We start from the raw sequence: 22215 nt of genomic DNA, 5'->3' as shown, positions 1-22215 counted from the left end.
TTACGGCCCGCAGCCGTTGAGCTTGAGCCTCTGGCCCGGCTTGATTAGGTAGCGCGGAGCCTTGATGCCGTTGGCCTTGGCGAGCTGCTTGGTGTCGCACTGGAACTTGCGGGCGACGTCGGTCAGGGTCTCGCCGCGCTGCACGCGGTAGTCGCGCGGGGTGGCCGGCTTTTTCGGCGCCGGCTTCGGCGTCGCCAGCCCGGCCAGCTCGCCGGCGGCGATCGTGGTCGGCACGGTGCCGTCGACGGCGCCGTTGGACGACGGCAACACCGTCAGCGGGCCGGTGCGGACGATGGCGTTGCTGGCGTCGCTCATCACCAGGGTGTGGGCGAGTTCGGCGCGCTTGCCCTGGGTACACCAGCGGTTGTACAGGCCGACCATCTTGACCGTGGCGTTGAGGCTGGTGCCGGCGGCCAGGTAGCTGCTGGGCTGGTAGCGCGGGTTGAGGTTGCGCAGCGCGCGCATGTAGCCCTCGCGGGTGCCGCCGTTGCCCAGGCAGATGGTCAGCTCGTAGATCGAGCTGGCCTTGCTCAGGCGTAGCGACGCCGGCTTGGCGTCGATCTTCGGAAAGCGCAGGCCGTATTCGCGCGGATGCAGGTACAGCCAGGCCGCCGCGATCACCATCGGCACGTAGTCGCGGGTTTCGGCCGGGAACTGGTTGTAGACCGACTCGTCCCAGAAATTGCGCCCGCCGCTGGCGTTGTTGATGCGCAGCGCGCGGCCTTCGCCGCCGTTGTAGGCCGCCAACGACATCTCGATGCTGTTGTTGAGCTGGCCCAGGCGTTCGTTCAAGTACGAAGCGGCGGCCTCGGAGGAGGCGCGCGGATCGTAGCGGGTGTCGAAGCCGCTGCCGTCGTCGCCGAGGCCGAAACGCTTGCCGGTGGCGAACATGAACTGCAACGGGCCGGCGGCGCCTGCGCGCGAGGTCACGTGGACCTTGCCGTTGGATTCCTTGGCCATGATCCCGAACAGCAACGCTTCCGGCAGGCCGGCGCGCTCGAACTGCGGCCACATCATCTGGCGCATGTACTGGTAGTTTTCGTGGGTCTGGATCAGCGAGCCGCGCATGTCGGTGAGCCAGCGGCGGATGCCGGCCTGCACCGCCGGGTTGTACTGGACCATCTTGACGAAGCGCTGGCCGTCGTCGCTGAGCAGCGCGGCGGCGCGCGCGGCTTGCGGCACGTCGGCGCCGAGCCCTTCGCTGTCGAGCGTGCCGCCCTCGTCGACGTCATCCTCGCCGGCCGCGACCGAGGCGTCGGCGTTGGCCTTGAGCAGGCGCTTGTAGCCGGCGAGCATCGTGCTGAGCTGGCAGCCCTTCTGCTTGATGCAGGCCGCGATCACGTCCTCCATGTCCTCCAGCGCGGCATCGCTCTCGCGACGGCCGGCCGGGTCGGCGTTGCGGATCTTGACCAGGGCCGACTGATAACGGGTCTCGCCGGACTGCATGCGCTGGGTCAGGGCATCGACGGCGGCCTGGTCGCGCTTGGACAGCGCGGCCGCATCGGGCGAAAGACAGGACAGCGCGAGCGCGGCGGCGAGCGGCGCGAGCGCGCCGGGGATGCGGAGGGAAGCAGGCATGTGGCGTGCGGCAGATCCTTGTAGCGGGGGCCCAGGGTAACGGCGGGGTCAGGGCGCGGCAAGAAAACACGACGGCATCGGCTTTTCCGCAGGAGCCGGTTCGGTCCGGCCCGGCTGGGACGGCGCGACGCGGCGGCCGGTGCGGCGAATCGCGACCCCGGTCGCGCCGGCGCACGAGCCGGCCCCTGTCGCGGTTCACGAAGCCTGCCGGGGTGCCGCTAGAATCGGCCCCTCGCTTCTCTTCATGGATCACGGACGCGGATATGGCTTCGACCCCCGGCGCAACCCAGAACGACATCCTGATCGGCAAGGCCGTGACCACGCCCGACAGCGGCCAGGTGTTCCTGCATACCAAGCTCGGCAACCGCCACGGCCTGGTCGCCGGCGCCACCGGCACCGGCAAGACCGTGACCCTGATGACCCTGGCCGAAGGCTTCTCGCGCCAGGGCGTACCGGTGTTCCTGGCCGACGTGAAGGGCGACGTCGCCGGCCTGGCCATGCCCGGCACGCTCAACGACAAGCTGCAGGCGCGCCTGGGCGAGATCGGCATCGCCGACTTCGCTCCCGCCGGCAACCCGACCGTGTTCTGGGACCTGTTCGGCAAGCTCGGCCACCCGGTGCGCACCACGGTCAGCGAAATGGGCCCGACCCTGCTCGCGCGCATCCTCGAACTCAACGACACCCAGTCCGGCGTGCTCGACATCGTGTTCAAGCTCGCCGACGACCGCGGCCTGCTGTTGCTCGACCTGGAGGACCTGCGCGCCCTGCTCGGCCTGGTCGCCGACGAGCGCAAGGACATCTCGACCAGCTACGGCCTGGTCAGCACCCAGTCGGTCGGCGCGATCCAGCGCTCGCTGCTGCGCCTGGAACAGGAAGGCGGCGCGCATTTCTTCGGCGAGCCGGCGCTGGAACTCACCGACCTGATGCGCACCACCAGCGACGGCCGCGGCGTCATCAACATCCTCGCCGCCGACTCGCTGATCCTCAAGCCGCGCCTGTATTCGAGCTTCCTGCTGTGGCTGCTGTCGGAGCTGTTCGAGCAACTGCCGGAAGTCGGCGACCTCGACCGGCCAAGGCTGGTGTTTGTCTTCGACGAAGCGCACCTGCTGTTCGACGATGCGCCGCCGGCGCTGCAGCAGCGGGTCGAACAGGTCGTGCGCATCATCCGCTCCAAGGGCGTGGGCGTGTACTTCTGCTCGCAGTTTCCCGACGACATCCCGGACAACATCCTCGGCCAGCTCGGCAATCGCGTGCAGCATGCGTTGCGCGCGTTCACTCCGCGCGACCAGAAGGCGGTCAAGACCGCGGCCGAAACCTTCGTGCCCAATCCGGCGCTGAAGGTCGCCGAGGTGATCTCCCAGCTCGGCACCGGCGAGGCGCTGGTCTCGACCCTGCAGGACAAGGGCGTGCCGATGCCGGTCGAACGCACCCTGGTGGCGCCGCCGCGCTGCCGCATGGGCGCGATCACCGAGGCCGAGCGCGCGCAGTTGCGCGCCGGCAGCCCGATCGGCCCGAAGTACGACCACTCGGTCGACCGCGAATCGGCCGCCGAGATGCTGGCCAAGCGCGCCGAGACCGCCGCCGTGCAGGCCGACGCGCCCGCGGCCAAGACCCGCGAGCAGGACGACCAGGAAGAAGGCGGCATCGGCCAGTCGATCAAGGACGCGGTGTTCGGCACCAAGCGTCGCCAGGGCATGGTCGAGACCATGGCCAAGCAGACCGCGCGCACGGTCGGCAACCAGATCGGCCGGCAGATCCTGCGCGGCCTGCTCGGCGGCATCTTCGGCGGCAAGCGCTAGCCCGCACGCAGGGCCCGCTGCGGCCGCCCGGGCAGTCTGCCCCTGTTGCTTCAGTCTTCGCAGTACCCGCCGTTTCCGTCCATCGATCGTTTCCATCATCAATCCGGAGTCGCTCATGACCAAGCAATCGCTCGCTCTCGCCTGCCTCGCCGCGCTCGCCCTGAGCGCCTGCAACAAGCCGACCGAAGGGACATCTGCTCCCGCCGAAACTCCCAAGACCGCGGAAGCCGCTCCCGTCGCCGCTCTTGAACCGGCCCCGGCCGAAGCGCCCAAGGCCGGCTTCGACGTCGCCGCCTTCGCCGGCAGCTTCAGCGGCACCCTGCCTTGCGCCGACTGCGCCGGCATCGACACCAAGGTCGAGTTCAAGGCCGACGGCACCTATGCCATCGACGAGAGCTACCAGGGCAAGAAGGACGGCACCGCCAAGGGCGACGGCACCTGGACCGCCGAGGAAGAAGGCAAGCGCCTGCGCCTGGACCCGAACAGCAAGAGCGACCAGGACCGCCTGTTCGAAGTCGTGTCCAACGAAGAGATCCGCCTGCTCGACCAGGAAGGCAAGGCGATCGACTCGCAGCTCAACTACACCCTCAAGCGCGTCGGCGCGGCGCAGTAAGCGAGCGCCCATGGCCCGCTGGCGCCCTCCTGCCGAACACGGCACCGCGCTGATCACGCGCGAGGGCCACGCGCGCCTCAAGCACGAACTCGACGACCTGTGGCGGGTGCGCCGGCCGGAAGTCGTCAAAGCCCTGGCCGCCGCGGCGGCCGAGGGCGACCGTTCGGAAAACGCCGAATACACCTACCGCAAGAAGCAGCTCGGCGAAATCGACCGGCGCGTGCGCTACCTCAGCAAGCGCCTGCCTTTGCTGCACGTGATCGAGTCCACGCCGAGCGACCCGCGCTCGGTGTTCTTCGGCGCCTGGGTCGAGGTCGAGAACATCGCCAGCGGCGAGCTCGCGCGTTATCGCATCGTCGGCCCGGACGAGACCGACGCCAGGCTCGGCCACATCAGCATCGACTCGCCGCTGGCGCGGGCCATGCTCAAGCGCCGCGTCGACGACGAATTCGAGGCGATGCTGCCGGCCGGCCCGCAGCGCTTCGCCATCGTCGAAGTGCAGTACGGCGCCCCGCGCGCGGGTTGAGCCGCGGCGGCCATCGGGCGAGGTGCGCCGGCGGCCGGGCTTACAGGGCTTCGAGCAGCGAATCCGGGGTCGGCGTGGTCTCCATGTACAGCGGCGGGCTGGGTTTCTTCTCGCGCTTGGCCGGCGCGTAATCGATGGCCTGATCGCCCTGCCCCGAGTCGTTGACCTCGCCGCGCTCGACGATGCGGTCGCCGGTTAGCAGGTTCCAACTCAATTTGACCGTGCCGTGGCGGTTGGTGCGGCTGTAGTTCTGCGCGTCCAGGCCGATCAGGCGCATGCGCTCGGCCTTGGGGTCGTAACGATAACGATAGGTCGACTGGGTCGCGGTGGTGCCGCCGGTCAGGTCCCCGATCACCAGCACGCCGTTGCGGATCGACAGGTCGGCGTCGCCGAGCGGGTACGGATCGAGTTGCAGGGTGCCGACCGGCTGGTGGCCGAAATCGACTTCGCTGCGGTACGCCAGCCACACCGTCAGGCTGCTTCGGTCTTCGCCGCGACCGACCAGGACCGTGTCGATGTCGCCGTCGCCGTTGAGGTCGCCGTCGATGCGCTTCTCCAGGCGGGTGCCGCCGTCGAGCATGCCGGCGACCTGCTCGGCGCTCATCGCCGGGATCGGCCCGGGTTGGGCCATCGCCGGCGCAGCGCCCAGCCACGCCGCTGCGAACAGGCACAGGATCGGTTTCATCGCGTTTCCCCGGCCGGCGCAGGTCGGCGCCCGACCGTTCGCGCCCAGCGACTCGTCTGACGCGCAATCTAATCCGCCCAGGCCACGGCGGTGGCGGCTCGCGATCCGCCGGCCCCGGATGCGGGCGTCCGCAGCGACGACGACCCTCGCCGGGGCGAGGGCCGTTGCTGCGACAGCGTGCTGCAACGGCTTGCTGCGAGGTCGATGCGGCAGGCCGGTGCGCGAGCACTGCCCTCAGCCACGCGACTGCCTGCGCAGGCCGAAGAACTGCAGCTCGGCGAAGATCGCCACCACTGCCGCCTGCGCCAGCACGTAGGCGGTGCCCAGCGTGTTCGGCGCGATCGCACCTTCGACCAGGACCAGGATCGAGGCCGCGACCCAGGCCAGGTTGATCCCGATCACCGTCCACGCCATCGTCGGCGAGACCGCCTTGCGGGTCAGCAGCCAGCCGAGAAAGGCGGTCCACACGAACAGAATGACGCCGCTGCGCTGCAACCACCCGGCATCGATCGCGAGCAGGCCGGACAGCGGCCCGGCGACGGCCAGTTGCAAAGCGCCGGCGGCGCCGGACACCACGGCGTCGGCGACCAGCGCACGACGCAACAGGGAAGAAGGACGGACTTGAGCGGCGATGGCCATGGTCGACTCCTGAGGCTTGCGGTTGAAAGGGCTTGCGGTTGAAGGCGGTGTAGATCTCGGAAGCCATCAAACCGCCGCGGCCGACGCGGGTCGATTACCTGCCAGGTAATGCCTCCGGCCGGCGGCTCGGGCTATCGTGAGCGCATGAACGATCTCCGCCCCGTGGGCGAGCTGCTGCGCAACTGGCGCCAGCGTCGCCGTCTGACCCAGTTCGACCTGGCCGAAATGGCCGAGGTCTCGACCCGCCACGTCAGCTTCATCGAGACCGGGCGCTCGCTGCCGAGCCGCGCCTTGCTGCTGCGCCTGGCCGACCGCCTCGACGTGCCGCTGCGCGAAAGGAACCAGTTGATGACCGCCGCCGGTCTCGCGCCGATGTATGCCGAGCGCTCGCTCGACGACCCCGCCCTGCGCGAAGCCCATGCCGCGATCGAAACGGTGCTGTACGGGCACGAGCCGCATCCGGCGCTGGCGGTCGACCGGCACTGGAACCTGGTCATGCACAACCGCGCGGTCGCGCCGCTGCTGGCCGGCATTCCCGACTTCCTGCTGGCCCGGCCGTCGAACGTGCTGCGGGTCAGCCTGCACCCCGAAGGCCTGGCGCCGCGCATCATCAACCTGGGCGAATGGCGCGCACACCTGCTGCACCGCCTGCGCCACCTGGCCGACACCACCCGCGATCCGGTCCTGTCGACGCTGTACGACGAACTCGTCGCCTATCCCTGCGACGATCCTTACGACGAAACCGAGCTGACCGCCGCCGCGCACGTCGCGGTGCCGTTCCGCGTGCGCAGCGAGTTCGGCGACCTGGCTTTCATCAGCACCATCACGGTGTTCGGCACCCCGCTCGAAGTGACGCTGTCGGAACTGGCGATCGAATCGTTCTTCCCCGCCGACGCCGCCACCGCCAAGGCGATGCGCGCGTTCGGCGCCAGCCTGGAACCGGCGCAATCGGCCGGGCATTGATCGCCGGCGCGCAGCGAGAGCCGGTCGGCGCACCGGCTTAATTATACCAAAAGGTTGACAATTGCCTCCGGCGAGCGGATATTCAACCCCATGGTTGACTATCGCTCCGAACGGCTCGACGCCGTATTCCACGCCCTCGCCGATCCGACCCGGCGGGCGATGCTGCATCGCCTGGCCGAGCGCGAGCACAGCGTCGGCGAACTCGCCGAGCCCTATCGAATGACCCTGGCCGCGGCGTCCAAGCACATCAAAGCGCTGGAACGCGCCGGCCTGGTCCAGCGCACCGTGCTCGGCCGCACCCACGTCTGCCGCCTCGACGCTGGGCCGCTGCATGGCGGCTTCGAATGGCTGCGCCACTACGAGCGCTACTGGACCCAGCGCCTGGACGACCTCGAAGCCCTGCTGCGCGCCGAGGACGAGGTCCAGGCACGGGCGAGCAAGCCGGACCCATCGAAGCGATCTGCGCCGCAGGCGAAACCGCCTGCCGCCAAGAAAGCCGCCGCTCCGCGGCGCAAACCCCGCGCCTGAGCGCGCATCACCCTGGCCGCGACCGCGGCCTCAGGAGACCGCCATGAATCTGTCCGCGACTCACGACGACTACGGCACCGTCACCGCAGCCGACACGGTGCGTATCGAACGCCTGCTGCCCGGCCCGATCGAGCGGGTCTGGGCCTACCTGACCGAGCCCGAACAACGCCGCCGCTGGCTCGCCGCCGGGGCCATGGAGCTGCGCCTGGGCGGTTCGGTCGAGCTGATCTTCGACAATGACCGACTGACCCGCGACGACGACCCGCCGCCGGCGAAATACGCCCAGTACGGCGGCGAGCACCGCCAGCACGGCCGCATCACCGCGATCGACCCGCCACGCCTGCTCGGCTATACCTGGAGCGACACGCCGCCGTCGGAAGTGCGCTTCGAACTCAGCGAGGAAGGCGACCGGGTACGCCTGGTGGTGACCCACAGCCGCCTGGCCGACCGCGCCATGATGGTCAGCGTCGCCGGCGGCTGGCATGCCCACCTGAGCATCCTGACCGCGTTGCTGTCGGGCGAACAACCGCAGGGCTTCTGGCGCACCCACACCCGGGTCGAGGCCGAGTACGAACGGCGCATTCCCGCGGCTTGAGCGGACGGCGCCGCACCGGGTTCGCCGACAGCGGCTAAGCTTGGCGTCCTGTCGGCGATAACCCAGAGGTCGCGCGTGTCCATCGGTCGTTCCACATCCTCGTCCGCGAACGTCGTTCCGTCGCGCCTGCGCCGCTGCCTGCGCGCCCTGCCCCTGGCCCTGGCCCTGCTCTCGACCGCGGTCGCGATAAGCGCCTGCCGCAAGCCGGCGGCGCAGGAAGAAGCGGCGGCGCCGAAAGTCTTCAGCGGCCGCATCGCCCAGTTCCAGACCATCGACGAGCGCGTCGGCACCGGCGAAGTCGCCCAGTCCGGCCAGGAGGTGATCGTCCACTACACCGGTTGGCTGTACGACGAAAAGGCCGCCGACAAACACGGCAGCAAGTTCGACAGCTCGCTCGATCGCGGCAAGCCCTTCGACTTCCTGCTCGGCGCCGGTCGGGTCATCCGCGGCTGGGACGACGGCGTCGCCGGCATGCGCGAGGGCGGCAAGCGGATCCTCATGGTGCCGCCGGAGATGGGCTACGGCCGCGAAGGCGCCGGCGGCGGAGTGATCCCGCCGGATGCGTCGCTGGTGTTCGAGGTGGAGTTGTTGCGGGTGGAGAAGCGCTGAGGCGCTTGGCGCTTGGCGCGTCGGCGTGCCGCTGCGAGCCTGTCCCTGTAGGAGCGACGTGAGTCGCGACAAGGGACGCGCAGAGATGACGAGGCCGTCTTCGTTCGTCGAAGCGGCGTGCTTTCGCCGGGGTAGGAGCAGCGCACGCCGCGACTGCGGGATGCGCAGAGATATCGGGGCCGTCGTCATTCGTCGAAACGCAGCGCTTTCGCCAGGGTAGGAGCGGCGCGAGCCGCGACATCGCTGTGACGGTCTCGCTGCGCTTCTTTCAAGCAAGATCAAGATCAAGATCAAACCCAAAGCTTCCGCCACTAAAGCGGCGGGTTACTTTCTTTTGTCTAAAGCAACAAAAGAAAGGTAACCAAAGAAAAATGCTTCTCTTTGAATCACGGGCCCGCACGAGCGGTGCTTTCGCGGTGATTTTTCATACGGGACATCCCTGTCCCGATGAAAAACGGCCCGCATCCCTGCGGGCCGCCCTTTGGGTCTTCTCTTGCCTTCGCGAGTGTGAGACGGCGCACAGCCGAAGCAAAGGCCGCAGTCGCATACAGCTGACGCGCAGCGACGCCCTCCCCTGTAGGAGCGGCGTAAGCCGCGACAGGGACGCGCAAAGATAACGAGGCCGTCGTCGTTCAACGTAGCGGCGTGCTCTCGCAGGGTAGGAGCGGCGCGAGCCGCGGCCGCGAACTTGCGGCTGCCGGCGCAGGCGATCGGGTAGCGCTGTCGCGACTCGCGTCGCTCCTGCTCCGGGCAGTCCACCTACAGCGACTTGCAAACCCCCGCGGCGATCTCGAACGAACGCAACCGGGCCGCATGCTCGTAGATGTTCGCGGTCAGCATCAGCTCGTCCGGGCGATGGCGTTCGATGAAGGCGGCGATGCCGGCGCGCACTTCGGCCTCGTCGCCGACCACGGCGCAGGCCAGGGCCTGGGCGACGCCGGCTTTTTCGAGCGGGGTCCAGAAGGTTTCGATGTCGTCGATCGGCGGCGGAATCAGGCCCGGGCGACCACGGCGCAGGTTGACGAAGGCCTGCTGCTGGGTGGTGAACAAGCGCCTCGCCGCGGCGCTGTCGTCGGCGGCGACCACGTTGAGGGCCAGCATCGCATGCGGGCGCAGCAGCCGCGCCGACGGCTGGAAGTCGCGGCGGTACAGGTTCAGGGCTTCGTCCATCGCATCGGGGGCGAAATGCGAGGCGAACGCGAACGGCAGACCCAGGGCGGCCGACAGGCGCGCACTGAACAGGCTTGATCCCAGCAGCCACACCGGCACCTCGAGGCCGGCGCCGGGCACGGCGCGCACCGCCTGTCCGGGCTGCACCGGTTCGAAGTAATGCAGCAGCTCGCTGACGTCCTGCGGGAAGCTGTCGGCGCCGTCGTAATAGCGGCGCAGGGCGCGCGCGGTCGCGTGGTCGGTGCCGGGCGCGCGCCCCAGACCGAGGTCGATGCGGTCCGGGTACAGCGAGGCCAGAGTGCCGAACTGCTCGGCGACCTGCAGCGGCGCGTGATTCGGCAGCATGATGCCGCCGGCGCCGACGCGGATGGTCGAGGTGCCGCCGGCGATGTAGCCGATCAGCACCGCGGTCGCGGCGCTGGCGATGCCGGGCATGTTGTGGTGTTCGGCGAGCCAGTAACGGTTATAGCCCAGGCGTTCGGCATGGCGGGCCAGTTCGAGGCTGTTGGCGAAGGCCTGGCGGGTGTCGCTGCCTTCGGTGACGGGCGCCAGGTCGAGTACGGAAAACGGCAGCATGCGGTTGCGCTCGCAACTAGGAGTCTTTCCAGATGGGGGCGCGACGAAGGGAATTCAGCGTCGTTCGAACACACTCGGGTGCGACGCTGTGTTGCGGATCGCGAGGCGATGCCCGGGCCCGACGGCACGCAGCCCACCCTGGTCTGCCAGAACCCGCCACGCTCGCAGGCGACGCCGCCCCCCTCCCGCGCACGGGGAGGACCGAGAAACCTCAGAACAAATCGAAGCGCAGCCCCTCGCGCTCGTTGTCCCAGACCGTGCTGACCACCCACCAGCGCCCGTGTTCGTGGCAGAGCTGGATGCTGTTGGCGCCGCGCTTGAGCACGATCGGCGAGTCCGCCGTCGGCCGCGCCTCGTATTTGCTCCAGACGTGGGCGATCTGGCCGAAGCGTTCGACACGCTGTTCGGTCTCGACCTCGTGGAAGTCGTTGGCGGCGAAGAACGGTTCCACGTCCGCGATGTAGCTGTCGACATCGAAAACCGCCGCGCGGGTCGAGCCGTCGGCCTCGACCACGGTACGCAGGCTCAGCGCGCGCGGGTGTTGCAGGTAACGGAAGCGGGCCCAGTCGCGCGGCGCGCCGGCCGGACCGGAAATGCAGGCGTAGACGGCGCGGATCAGGCGGCCGATGTCCTGGGCGTCGTGCTGCCACTCGGCGGGTACGGCGTCGGTGCGTTCGTTCATGACGGGGCGGTTCCTGGCGAGGGGGACGAAGACGACGATGCTGCCGCGCTACCAGGGCACCGGCCAACCGGCGAGGGGCGCGATCAGGTAATACAGCCCGGCCAGCACCAGCAGCCACATCGCCGACTTCAGCAGGAACCCGACCAGCTTGAAGGCCAGGTACAGCCCCAGCGCCACCATCACGATCGCCACGATGTCCATCCGAACTCCTGCGCTGCAAACGGCCCCGAGCTTAAGCGCTCGCCGACGAGGCGACCAAGTGCCGTGGGTACCGCCTCGCCCTTTCGTTGCGAAGCGAAGGCTCCCACACACCAGCCGTACCCACGGCGTTAAAAAATCCTTAGGATTCCGACGAACGGCAGGAACGTTTTTCTAACATTCCGGTCTAGGCCATCGATCGATCACGCAGCCGCGCGCGCGAGCGCCCGGCGCGGTCGGGAAAGGGACGAACACGGGGACCGGCCAGGCAACGCAACGGATCGCACTGGCCCGGCACTAGCCACAGCACCACGGATTGGAACACCCGCAATGCAAAACACCGACTCGCCGTCGCAACCGGCTCCCCACGCGGAGGCCGGCGACGCCGGCCGCCCTTCGCCCTGGACGCGGGCCACGCGCTCGCTGTTCGGCCGGATCGACTGGGTCCCGCCGGTCTGGCTCGCCGCCCTGCTCGCCCGCGTGCGGCAACGGCCGGCACCGTACCTCGGCAGCCTGCTCGGCCTGCTCGCGGTCGCCACGCTCGGCTACTGGCTCGTCACCCGGCCGAGGCCGGTCGTGCCCGGCGCGCTCGGAGTCGAAGTCCATAGCCCGGCCTTGACCGATTACACGCGCGCGCCGGCCGAGGTCGACAGCCTGCGCCTGACCTTTTCCGACACCGCCGCGCCGATCAAGCAAATCGGCCTGGCGCCGGCCGGGGTGACCATGACCCCCGAACTCAAGGGCGCCTGGCGCTGGGAAGACCACAAGACTCTGGTGTTCAAGCCCTCGGCGGACTGGCCGGTCAAGACCCGCTACACGGTCGAACTCGATCCCAAGCTCAGCCTGGCGCCGAAGGTACGGCTGCAGGAGTACCGGTTCGAATTCGAGACCGCGCCGTTCTACGCGCAGATCGCCAACAGCGAGTTCTACCAGGACCCGCAGGACCCGACGCTCAAGAAAGGCGTGTACGAGCTCAAGTTCTCGCATCCGGTCGACGCCGCCCAGCTCGAACGCCGCATCGCCCTCACCCTCGCCGACGGCGCCGGCACCGCCCTGGCCGCGCCCAAGTACACGGTCAACTACGACGAGAAGGGCCGGCTCAAGGCCTGGATCCACTCGCAGCCGCTGACCCTGCCGGAGAACGGCGGCAAGCTCAAGCTCGAAATCGCCGCCGGCCTCGTCAGCACCCTCGGCGGCAACCGCACCGCCAAGCCGCTCGGCGCCACGGTCGCCCTGCCTTCGCTGTACAGCGTCGAGGTCAGCGACGTCGCCGCGGTCCTGGTCGAGAACGAACGCTTCGAGCCCGAACAGGCGCTGGTGCTGACCTTCAACAACGCCATGCGCGACCGCGACGTCGCCGGCGCCGTGCGCGCCTGGCTGCTGCCGGTCAAGGACCCGCGCCGGCCCGCCGCGCAACAGAGCGGCGCCTATACCTGGAGCCGCGACGATGTCGACGAGGCGGTGCTCAAGGCCGCCACGCCGTTGCCGCTGAGCGCGGTGCCGACCGAGCGCGAATACGTCGGGACCCACAGTTTCAAGTTCCAGGCGCCGCCGGGCCGCCGCATTTACCTGCGTGTCGACAAAGGCCTCAAGGCGTTCGGCGGTTTCATGCTCGGCGCCAACCACCGCGCGGTCGAGACCGTGCCCGACTACCCGAAGCTGCTGCGCTTCGTCGGCGAAGGCGCGCTGCTGTCGCTGCGCGGCGAGCGCCGGATCAGCCTGGTCTCGCGCAACGTCGCCGGCGCGCGCCTGGAAATCGCCCGGGTCCTGCCCGAGCAGATCCAGCACCTGGTCTTCAACAACGAGGGCAGCTATGCCAAGCCCAGCTTCTACAACCTGTCCGCCGACAGCCTGGTCGAGCGCGAGGAAAAACGCCTGAACCTGCCGGCCGCCGACCCGGCCAAGGCTCATTACGAAGGCGTCGACCTCGGCCAATACCTCAAACCCGGCCGTCGCGGCGTGTTCCTGCTCAGCCTGCGCACCCTCGAGGACGACGACAGGAAACGCAGCGCCGAGGACACCCTGGCCGAGGAAGCCGGCAGCGAAGAAGACAGCCGCCTGGTGGTGTTGACCGACCTGGGCATGGCGGTCAAGCAGGCGCTAGACGGCCGCCGCGACGTGTTCGTGCAATCGCTGTCGAATGGCGCGCCGGTCGCCGGCGCGCGCGTGCGCGCGGTCGCCCGCAACGGCGAAACCCTGGTCGAAGCGCAGACCGACGCCAGCGGCCGCGCCCAGATGCCTTCGCTGAAAGGCTTCAAGCGCGAAAAGCAGCCGGCGATGCTGACCGTGAGCCAGGGCGAGGATTACTCGTTCCTGCCGATCGGCGACCGCGACCGCGCCCTGGACTATTCGCGTTTCGATATCAGCGGCGAGCCCAACGACCTGGAGACCGGCGCGCTCAACGCCTACCTGTTTTCCGACCGCGGCCTGTACCGTCCCGGCGACACCGTCAACGTCGGCATGATCGTGCGCGCCGCCGACTGGAAGCGCGCGCTGACCGGCCTGCCGCTAGAATGGGAGTTCACCGACCCGCGCGGCACCGTCGCCAAGCGCGAGCGGCTCAAGCTCAGCGCCAGCGGTTTCGAGAGCGCCAGCTTCGCCCCGGGCGACAACGCGCCGAGCGGCACCTGGCAGGTCCAGTTGTTCCTGCTCGGCCGCGACGACCAGCGCACCACGATCGGCTCGACCTCGGTGCAGGTGCGCGAGTTCGCCCCCGACACCATGCGGGTCAAGGCGAGGCTGTCGGCCGAGAACGCCAACGGCTGGATCAAGCCCGAGCAGTTGTCGGCGCAGGTCGACGCCGAGAACCTGTTCGGCACGCCCGCGCAGCAGCGCCGGGTCGAAGGCACCATGGTGCTGCGCCCGGCCTTCCCGAGCTTCCCGGCCTATCCGGGCTACCAGTTCTTCGACCCGCAGCGCGCCAAGGAAGGCTACGACGAATCGCTCAGCGACCAGACCACCAACGCCGAAGGCCGCGCCGAATTCAAGCTCGACCTGACCAAGTACGAGCGTGCGACCTATCAGCTGAGTTTCCTCGCCCGCGCCTACGAGCCCGGCAGCGGCCGCAACGTCGCCGCGCAAACCAGCGCCCTGGTGTCGAGCAACGATCATCTGCTCGGGATCAAGTCGCAGGACGACCTGAACTACATCAAGCGCGGCGCCAAGCGCACCCTGCAGTTGCTCGCCATCGGCCAGGACGGCAAGCCCAGGACCGTCGCCGGCCTGCGCGCGGTGGTGGTCGAGAAGCGCTATGTGTCGGTGCTGACCAAGCAGGACTCCGGCCTGTACCGCTACGTCTCGCACGAACGTCGCTTCGACCGTCGCGACCAGGCGCTGACTCTTGCAGGCGGCCGCGAGAACTTAGCGCTGAGCACCGATCAGCCTGGCGATTTCGTGCTCGAAGTGCGCGCCGCCGACGGCAAGGTGCTCAACCAGGTCGGCTACCGGATCGCCGGCGCCGCCAACCTGTCGCGCTCGCTCGAACGCAATGCCGAGCTGAGCCTGAATCTGTCCAAGCCCAGCTACAAGCCGGGGGAGACCATCGAGATCAGCGTGCGCGCGCCGTACGCCGGCAGCGGCCTGATCACCCTGGAACGCGACCGCGTCTACGCCCATGCCTGGTTCCGCGCCGACAGCAACGCCAGCGTGCAGAAGATCGTCGTGCCGGCCGATTTCGAGGGCAACGGCTACGTCAACGTGCAGTTCCTGCGCGACCCGAATTCCGACGAGATCTACATGAGCCCGCTGTCCTACGGCGTGGCGCCGTTCGCGGTCGACCGCAGCGCGCGCACCCAGCCGCTCAAGGTCAGCCTGCCGCGGGTGACCAAGCCGGGCACGCCGATGACCGCCGACGTGGTCACCCAGGGCAAAGCGCGGGTGGTCCTGTTCGCGGTCGACGAAGGCATCCTGCAGGTCGCGCGCTACCGCGTCGGCGACCCGCTCGATCACTTCTTCCGCAAGAAGATGCTGCAAGTCGACACCGCACAGATCCTCGACCTGTTGCTGCCCGAGTTCAGCCGCATCGCCGGCCAGGCCGCGCCGGGCGGCGACGGCGAAGGCGGCATGGCCAAGCATCTCAATCCGTTCAAGCGCAAATCGGAGAAACCGGCGGTGTGGTGGTCGGGCATCGTCGACGTCGATGGCCAGCACCAGTTCAAGTTCACCCTGCCCGATCATTTCAACGGCCAAGTGCGGGTGGTCGCGGTCGCGGTGACGCCGGAACGGGTCGGCGTGTTCCAGACCGAGGCGCTGGTGCGCGGCGACTTCGTGTTGACCCCGACCGTGCCGACCCATGTCGCCCCCGGCGACGAATTCGACCTCCCGGTCGGCGTCGCCAACACCATCGAAGGCGCCCAGGCGGCGGCCAAGGTCGCGGTCGCGCTGCAACTGCCGCCGGCGCTGACCCTGGTCGGCGCGGCGCCGGCCCCGGTGTCGATCGCCCCGCGCGGCGAAACCACGGTGCGCTTCCGCGTGCGCGCCGGCCACGCCCTCGGCGCGATGCCGGTGGCGATCCAGGCCAGCTCGGGCGCGTTCAGGGCGCAACGGCGGATCGAACTGTCGCTGCGCCCGGCCGTGGTCGCGCGCCAGGACCTGATCGCCGGACGCGCCACCCGGCGCACCGTCATCCAACCCCTACGCAAAATGTACGACCAACGCGCAACCCGCCAGCTGTCGGGCTCGGTCTCGCCGCTGGTCGCTCTCGACGGGCTGACCGCCTACCTCGGCGATTACCCGCACCAGTGCACCGAGCAATTGCTGAGCGGCGCGTTCCCGGCGCTGGTCCTGCGGTCGCATCCTGAGCTCGGCAAGGTGGTCGGCCCGGGCGCGGGCCAACCGAAGCAGAACATCGTCGACGTGCTGCGTTCGCGCCAGAACAGCGAAGGCGGCCTGGGCGCGTGGACGGCGACGCCGGAGGCCGACGCCTTCGTCACCGCTTATGCCGCGCTGTACCTGATCGAAGCGCGCGAGCGCGGCCAGCCGATTCCGGGCGACCTGTTGAATTCGCTCAACGGCTATCTCGAATCCCTGGCCGCCGACCGCTCCGGCAACGACCTGGCGACCCTGCGCAGCCGCGCCTTCGCGGTATACCTGCTGGTGCGCCAGGGCCGCACCGCCAGCAACCTGCTCAGCTCGGTGCACGAGCAGATCAAGCGCGACCAGCCCAAGACCTGGGAGAACGACAGCGCCGGCCTGCTGATCGCGGCGAGCTATCAGTTGCTGCAACAAGACAAGGCGGCGCGTCCGCTCGCGGTCAAGGCCTTCGCCCGCGCCAACCGCAACGCGGCCGCGGCGCCGCGCGCCTACTCGCACTACTACGACGGCGGCATCGAACAGGCCTGGACGGTGTACCTGCTCAACCGCCACTTCGCCGCGCTGGCCAAGGACCAGCTCAAGCCGGCGGCGCTGGAACGACTGCTCGATCCGTTGCGCGACAACAGCTACAACACCTTGTCCTCGGCCCTGACCGTGCTGGCGATGGACGCCTACGCCAGCGCGCAACCGGCGCAAGCCGCGCCGGTGCTGGAAGCGGCCGGCCAGGACGGCAAGTCGCGCCGCATCGGCGACGCCCAGGGTCTGATCGCCCGGGGCGCCTTCGCCGGCGGCGACCTGCGCCTGTGGGTGGCGCCGGCCGGCCCGACCCCGGCCTGGTACCTGGTCAACCAGAGCGGCTACGACCGCGCGGCGCCGAAGGCGGTGCAGGACCGCGGCCTGGAAGTGGTGCGCGACTACCTCGATGCCGCCGGCAAACCGCTGACCGCGCTCAAGCAGGGTCAGGAAATCACCGTGCGCCTGCGCCTGCGTGCGCTCGGCGCGCCGGGCCGCGACAGCATCGCCATCGTCGACCTGCTCCCGGGCGGGTTCGAACCGGTGATGCAGTACGCCGCCGCGGCCGTCGCCGAGCCTGCGGCCGGCGACGACAGCGAAGGCTGCGACGAGGGTTGCGAGAACGGCGGCGAGGAAGACGCCCAGCCTTCGCGCGACGGCGGCGAGCAGAACGCGGCACCGCGACAGACCCTGGCCCTGCCCAACTCAAGCTTCACCCCGGAGCACGTCGAACAACGCGAAGACCGCATCGTGCTGTACGGCAGCGTCGGCTCGGAGGTGGTCGAGTTCCGCTACGCGATGCGCGCCAACAACACCGGCAAGTTCGTGGTGCCGCCGGTGTACGCCGAGTCGATGTACGAACGCTCGGTGTACGCGCAAGGCGGCCCCGCCGGTCGACTGCAGGTGGACGCGCCGAAGCCATGAGGCCGTGGTTCGTCCAGTCAAGGAACATGCGACGGCGGTGGTGGGTCCTGCTGCTGAGTCTCATCGCCGTCGCTTTGGTACTGGTCGCTGCGCGCTTTTGGCCGCGGCCGTCGCTGTCGGAGGCTGTACCGCTGTCGACGGTGGTCCGCGACCGCGAAGGCCGGCTGTTGCGGCTGACCCTCGCGAGCGACCAGCGTTACCGGCTGTGGGTGCCGCTGTCGCAGGTCTCGCCGCAGTTGGTCGAAGCGGTGATGCTGCAGGAAGACGCCTGGTTCCGCTGGCACCGCGGCGTCAACCCGGTCAGCCTGGCGCGCGGCGCCTGGTCGACCTACGCCAGCGGCGAGGCGCGCATCGGCGGCTCCACCTTGACCATGCAGCTCGCGCGCCTGCGCTGGCGCCTGCAGACCCGCGACGTGCGCGGCAAGCTGGTGCAGATCGCGCGCGCGCTGCAACTGGAGCTGTATTACTCGAAAGACGAAATCCTCGAGGCCTATCTCAACCTGGCCCCGTACGGCGGCAACATCGAAGGCGTCGGCGCGGCCAGCCTGATCTATTACCGGAAACCGTCCGACCGCCTGACCCTGCCCGAGTCGCTGGCGCTGGCGGTGTTGCCGCAGGCGCCGTCGCGGCGCGGCCGCCTGAGCGCGCGCGACGACGACGCCTACTACATCGGCAGCGGTCTGGAAGCGGCGCGTGCGCGGTTGTATGCGCGCTGGCGCGAGCGTCATCCCGAGGACCCCGCCGAGGACGCGCTGCTGAACCTGCCGCTGCGCCTGCACAGCGCGCGCGAGCTGCCGTTCCGCGCCCCGCACCTGGTCGACCGGGTGTTGGCCGAACGCGCCTGGCACCCGCACGACGGCCCCGAGCTCAAGACCACCCTCGACACCCGCCTGCAGCGCCTGCTCGAAGAGCGCGTGCGCAACCATCTGCAGCGCGAACGCAGCCGCGGCCTGCGCAACGCCAGCGCGATCCTGATCGACACCCGCGACATGGGCGTGCGCGCCCTGGTCGGTTCGGCGGATTACTTCGACGCCGGCATCCAGGGCCAGGTCAACGGTACCGATGCCAAGCGTTCTCCCGGCTCCACCCTCAAGCCCTTCATCTACGCGCTCGCGCTCGACCAGGGCGTGTTGCACCCGGCCAGCGTGCTGCGCGACGTGCCGAGCGCGTTCGGGCCGTACACGCCGGAAAACTTCGACGGCCGCTTCATGGGCCCGGTGACCGCGACCGAGGCCCTGGTGCGCAGCCGCAACATCCCCGCGGTCGGTGTCGCCGCGCAACTCAGGCAGCCGAGCTTCTACGATTTCCTGCGCCAAGCCGGCGTGCGCGACCTGGCCAGCCAGAATCACTACGGCCTGGCCCTGGTCCTGGGCGGCGGCGAAGTGACGATGGAAGAACTCGCGCGCATGTACGCGATGCTCGGCAACGATGGCCGCCTGCGCGCGCTGCGCTGGCGCGAACACGACCCGCAGGAAGAAGGCGCGCGCCTGCTCAGTGCCGAGGCCGCCTTCCTCACCCGCGACATGCTGCTGCACAACCCGCGCCCCGATGCCGGCTCGCAGTCGGCCTCGCGGCCCCTGCCGGTGGCGTGGAAGACCGGCACCTCGTGGGCGTTCCGCGACGCCTGGAGCGCCGGCCTGGTCGGGCCTTACGTGCTGGTGGTGTGGCTGGGCAATTTCGACGGCTCCAGCAATCCCGCCCTGGTCGGCGTCGAAGCCGCCGCGCCGCTGTTCTTCGACATCGTCGACGGCCTGCAGGCGGCGCGGGTCGATCTGGCCGAGCCGGTGCGGCAGTGGCCCTTGAACCTCAAGCGTGTCGAGGTCTGCCGCGCCAGCGGCGATCTGCCCAATGCGTGGTGCCCACAGCGCGGCACGACTTGGTTCATCCCCGGCAAGTCGCCGATCCGGATCAGCACCGTGCACCGCGCCATCTCCATCGATATCGCCAGCGGCCGGCCGGCCTGCGGGCCGTTCGACCCGCGCACGATGCGCCAGGAGGTGTTCGAGTTCTGGCCGTCCGACCTGGCGCGGGTGTTCGTCCAGGCCGGCATTCCGCGCCGGCGCCCGCCGCCGGGACGCGACTGCGCCGGTTCGCAGGACTGGCTGGGCTCGCCGCCGAGCATCACCTCGCCGTATCGCGCCACCCGCTACACCATGCGCCTGTCGCATCCCGAGCAGGTCGCTCTGAACCTCGCCGCGACCGTCGATGCCGACGTCTCGCGCCTGTACTGGTTCGTCGGCAACACCTTCCTCGGCAGCGCCGAACCCGGCGCCGCCCTGGCCTGGACGCCGGACCGCACCGGGCATTTCCGCCTGTCGGTGGTCGACGACCACGGCCGCAGCGACGAACGCGAGATCGAGGTCGCGGTGGTGCAATGACGCAGCCCGCGGCGCGACGCTGAACCCCGCCCCGCTCGCCGGCCGCGCAGGCTATGGAAAACCCTCCGCGGCGCTTATGGTGAGCGCGTCCTCGCGCAGGCAACCTCCATGTCGCGTCCTAGGTTTCGTTCGCAATCGCTCACGACCGCCTCGCGCCGCTCGATCGCCCTGGCCGCGCTCGGATGGGTCGCCTTCAGCGCCCAGGCATCGCCCGTGCATGCGGACTATCCGGACGACATCGACAAGGTCCGCGGCTGCTGGATCCAGCGCGTCGAACCCGACGGCCCGGCCACCTTGTTCCTGCGGCTGCTGCCCGAACCCGAGCGCAAGGATTGGCTGGTCGGCGCGCTGCATCGCGCCGACGGCGACGATCCCGACCGCCGCCTGCGCCTGCAGTTCGCGCGCAGCGGCCACGACGCGGTGCTCGGCCCCAATACGCCGAGCGATGCGGCGGCGATGCCGGACGCCGAGACGGCACCGGTTCACAGGCCGAACGCGCCCCGACCGCCGCAGTCCGGCACAGCGAAGTCAGGCTCCGCCAAGTCAGGCCAAGCCCAGGTGCCGACAACGCCGATGAACTACCGGCGCATGGCGGGTCTGTCCCCACCACCCGCCGGCGCCCCCGAGCAGACCAGCGTCCTTTTCTACCGCCATCACGACCAGACCTTCCTGCGCGTGGAAGTCTCGCCCGAGCATCTCAAGCTGAGCCTGGGCGACTTCCATCCGCGGCGCACGAACAGGCCGGAATCGGTGCTGTTCGACGGCCGCCGCGACGGTTGCGACTGAGGCCGCGCTAGCGCCGCCGGCCGCGCCTCACCTCGCCGCGGTGACTCGCCAGACGATGTTGCCGACGTCGTCGCTGACCAACAGAGCGCCGTGTTTGTCCAGTCGCACGTCGACCGGTCGGCCCTGGGCGTTTTCTTCGGCGTCGAGGAAACCGGTGAGGACGTCCACCGGCTGGCCGACCGGCCGGCCGTGCTCGAAGGCGACGTAGATCACCTTGTAGCCGCTCTTGGGCTTGCGGTTCCAGGAGCCGTGCTGGCCGACGAACAGGCCATTGGCGAACTGCGCCGGCAGGCTCGTGCCCTGCGAGAAGGCGATGCCGAGCGAGGCGGTATGCGGCCCGAGCGCGTAGTCCGGCACCAAGGCCTTGGCCACCAGTTCGGGTTTCTGCGGTTTCACCCGCGCGTCGACGTGCTGGCCGTAATAACTATAGGGCCAGCCGTAGAAGCCGCCGTCGCGCACCGAGGTGATGTAGTCCGGCACGAGGTCGCTGCCGATCTCGTCGCGTTCGTTGACCGCCGTCCACAGCGCGCCCGTCGCCGGCTCCCAGGCCAGGCCGTTGGGATTGCGCAGGCCGGTCGCGAACAAGCGCTTCTTGCCGCTGACGCGGTCGAGCTCCCAGATCGCGGCGCGGCCCTCCTCCATCGCCATGCCGTTCTCGCCGACGTTGCTGTTGGAACCGACCGTGATGTAGAGCTTGCGGCCGTCGGCGCTGGCGATGAGGTTCTTGGTCCAGTGATGATTGATCCCGGCCGGCAGGTCGGTGACCTTGACCCCGGCCTGCGCGATCGAGGTCTCGCCCTCGCGATACGGGAACCGCAGCACCGCATCGGCATTGGCGACATAGAAATCCTCGCCGACCAGGGCCATGCCGAACGGCGAATGCAGGCCTTGCAGGAACACACTGCGGAACTCGGCGACGCCGTCGCCGTCGGCATCGCGCAACAGGCTGATGCGGTCGGCGCTGGGCACCGCCGCACCGGCGCGCTTCATCATCCGCGCCGCGACCCAGGCCTTGATGCCCGAAGCCTTCTTGTCCGACGCCGGCGCGTTGCTTTCGGCGACCAACACATCGCCGTTCGGCAGCACATGCAGCCAGCGCGGATGATCCAGCCCGCCGGCGAACGCCGTCACCGCCAGGCTCGGCGCCGCCACCGGCTTGCCGCCGGACGGCCAGCCGACCGCAGGCGCGACGTTGACCGTCGGCAACAAGGTCTTGTTAGGCGCCGGCAGCTGCGGCCGCTGGCCCGTGCCGTCGGCGACCTGCAGGGTCGCGGTTTCGCCGCAGGCGGCCAGGATCACCGCCGACAGCATTGGCACGAGGGCTCTCGGCACTGGGGACATATCGGTTCTCCTGCGCTCGCCTGGTGTGTCCGAGGATGCCTCGGCTGGAATTAAGGCGGCGAGAAACCGATCAATGCGACACTGCCCTCACTCTGTCCCGCGAACGGAAGAGGGGCTTTGAATGCACAGAATCTCGAATGCTCGATGCTAGGAGTTTCCGCGACAGCCGGTCGTTCCCTTCTCCCGCTTGCGGGAGAAGATGCCCGAAGGGCGGATGAGGACCGCAGCCCAATGAAGAAGGCCCTGCATCGCGGGACGCAGCGATGCAGGGCCTTAAGTGACGCAATGGGCACGGTCCCT

At 69.3% G+C, this 22215-nt stretch carries 17 protein-coding genes; 10 read left to right on the top strand and 7 right to left on the bottom strand.

Annotated features, from left to right (window positions below):
• Nucleotides 1-1578, bottom strand: coding sequence for a transglycosylase SLT domain-containing protein (locus AC6CH2_RS01195; RefSeq protein WP_498267586.1), 1578 nt, complete (start codon nt 1576-1578; stop codon nt 1-3).
• A 263-nt stretch (nt 1579-1841) separates the two neighbouring features.
• On the opposite strand from AC6CH2_RS01195, the gene AC6CH2_RS01190 reads away from it, so the two are divergent.
• The 3 genes from AC6CH2_RS01190 (at nt 1842) to greB (ending at nt 4516) form a co-directional block, all read left to right on the top strand.
• Complete coding sequence (locus AC6CH2_RS01190) at nt 1842-3377, top strand: helicase HerA-like domain-containing protein (protein WP_498267585.1); 1536 nt, start codon at nt 1842-1844, stop codon at nt 3375-3377.
• A gap of 115 nt (nt 3378-3492) precedes the next feature.
• Nucleotides 3493-3990 (top strand): copper resistance protein NlpE, encoded by a 498-nt coding sequence (locus AC6CH2_RS01185; RefSeq protein WP_498267584.1) that lies wholly within the window; start codon nt 3493-3495, stop codon nt 3988-3990.
• Nucleotides 3991-4000: 10 nt separating this feature from the next.
• A complete protein-coding gene (greB, locus tag AC6CH2_RS01180) occupies nt 4001-4516 on the top strand; it encodes a transcription elongation factor GreB (RefSeq protein WP_498267583.1) in 516 nt (171 codons plus the stop codon).
• A 40-nt stretch (nt 4517-4556) separates the two neighbouring features.
• On the opposite strand, the gene AC6CH2_RS01175 is transcribed toward greB, so the two are convergent.
• Nucleotides 4557-5201: a hypothetical protein gene (locus tag AC6CH2_RS01175; RefSeq protein ID WP_498267582.1), complete on the bottom strand. Its 645-nt coding sequence runs from the start codon at nt 5199-5201 to the stop codon at nt 4557-4559.
• A gap of 234 nt (nt 5202-5435) precedes the next feature.
• On the bottom strand, nt 5436-5840 hold the full coding sequence (locus AC6CH2_RS01170) for a hypothetical protein (RefSeq protein ID WP_498267581.1): 405 nt from the start codon (nt 5838-5840) through the stop codon (nt 5436-5438).
• Nucleotides 5841-5984: 144 nt separating this feature from the next.
• Here AC6CH2_RS01170 and AC6CH2_RS01165 point away from each other — a divergent pair, with 144 nt between their 5' ends.
• The 4 genes from AC6CH2_RS01165 (at nt 5985) to AC6CH2_RS01150 (ending at nt 8535) form a co-directional block, all read left to right on the top strand.
• Complete coding sequence (locus AC6CH2_RS01165; protein ID WP_498267580.1) at nt 5985-6803, top strand: helix-turn-helix domain-containing protein; 819 nt, start codon at nt 5985-5987, stop codon at nt 6801-6803.
• Between the two features lie 90 nt (nt 6804-6893).
• Nucleotides 6894-7331, top strand: coding sequence for an ArsR/SmtB family transcription factor (locus tag AC6CH2_RS01160; RefSeq protein WP_498267579.1), 438 nt, complete (start codon nt 6894-6896; stop codon nt 7329-7331).
• Nucleotides 7332-7374: 43 nt separating this feature from the next.
• On the top strand, nt 7375-7926 hold the full coding sequence (locus AC6CH2_RS01155; protein ID WP_498267578.1) for an SRPBCC family protein: 552 nt from the start codon (nt 7375-7377) through the stop codon (nt 7924-7926).
• Between the two features lie 186 nt (nt 7927-8112).
• The gene (locus AC6CH2_RS01150; RefSeq protein ID WP_498268182.1) at nt 8113-8535 is read left to right on the top strand and encodes an FKBP-type peptidyl-prolyl cis-trans isomerase; all 423 of its coding nucleotides are present in this window, start codon (nt 8113-8115) and stop codon (nt 8533-8535) included.
• A gap of 759 nt (nt 8536-9294) precedes the next feature.
• Here the strand turns inward: AC6CH2_RS01150 and AC6CH2_RS01145 are convergent.
• The 3 genes from AC6CH2_RS01145 to AC6CH2_RS01135 all read right to left on the bottom strand — a co-directional run bounded on the left by AC6CH2_RS01145 (nt 9295) and on the right by AC6CH2_RS01135 (nt 11164).
• Entirely contained in the window at nt 9295-10281 is a 987-nt protein-coding gene (locus tag AC6CH2_RS01145) for an LLM class flavin-dependent oxidoreductase (protein ID WP_498267577.1), read from the bottom strand.
• A 211-nt stretch (nt 10282-10492) separates the two neighbouring features.
• Nucleotides 10493-10963 carry a hypothetical protein gene (locus AC6CH2_RS01140; protein WP_498267576.1) on the bottom strand — a complete coding sequence of 157 codons (471 nt, stop codon included), beginning with the start codon at nt 10961-10963 and terminating at the stop codon, nt 10493-10495.
• A 48-nt stretch (nt 10964-11011) separates the two neighbouring features.
• Nucleotides 11012-11164 (bottom strand): hypothetical protein, encoded by a 153-nt coding sequence (locus AC6CH2_RS01135; RefSeq protein ID WP_161786141.1) that lies wholly within the window; start codon nt 11162-11164, stop codon nt 11012-11014.
• A gap of 327 nt (nt 11165-11491) precedes the next feature.
• On the opposite strand from AC6CH2_RS01135, the gene AC6CH2_RS01130 reads away from it, so the two are divergent.
• The 3 genes from AC6CH2_RS01130 (at nt 11492) to AC6CH2_RS01120 (ending at nt 20574) form a co-directional block, all read left to right on the top strand.
• Complete coding sequence (locus AC6CH2_RS01130) at nt 11492-17410, top strand: alpha-2-macroglobulin (RefSeq protein WP_498267575.1); 5919 nt, start codon at nt 11492-11494, stop codon at nt 17408-17410.
• Between the two features lie 26 nt (nt 17411-17436).
• Nucleotides 17437-19788, top strand: a complete 2352-nt coding sequence (gene pbpC / locus AC6CH2_RS01125; protein ID WP_498267574.1) for a penicillin-binding protein 1C — start codon at nt 17437-17439, stop codon at nt 19786-19788.
• Between the two features lie 108 nt (nt 19789-19896).
• The gene (locus AC6CH2_RS01120) at nt 19897-20574 is read left to right on the top strand and encodes a hypothetical protein (protein ID WP_498267573.1); all 678 of its coding nucleotides are present in this window, start codon (nt 19897-19899) and stop codon (nt 20572-20574) included.
• A gap of 27 nt (nt 20575-20601) precedes the next feature.
• On the opposite strand, the gene AC6CH2_RS01115 is transcribed toward AC6CH2_RS01120, so the two are convergent.
• A complete protein-coding gene (locus AC6CH2_RS01115; RefSeq protein WP_498268181.1) occupies nt 20602-21885 on the bottom strand; it encodes a PQQ-dependent sugar dehydrogenase in 1284 nt (427 codons plus the stop codon).
• Between the last annotated feature and the right edge of the window lie 330 nt (nt 21886-22215).

This window comes from Lysobacter sp. GQ73, from assembly GCF_059758755.1.
The sequence above is the reverse complement of the archived record's forward strand: the minus strand, read 5'-3'. Positions and strand labels throughout refer to the sequence as shown.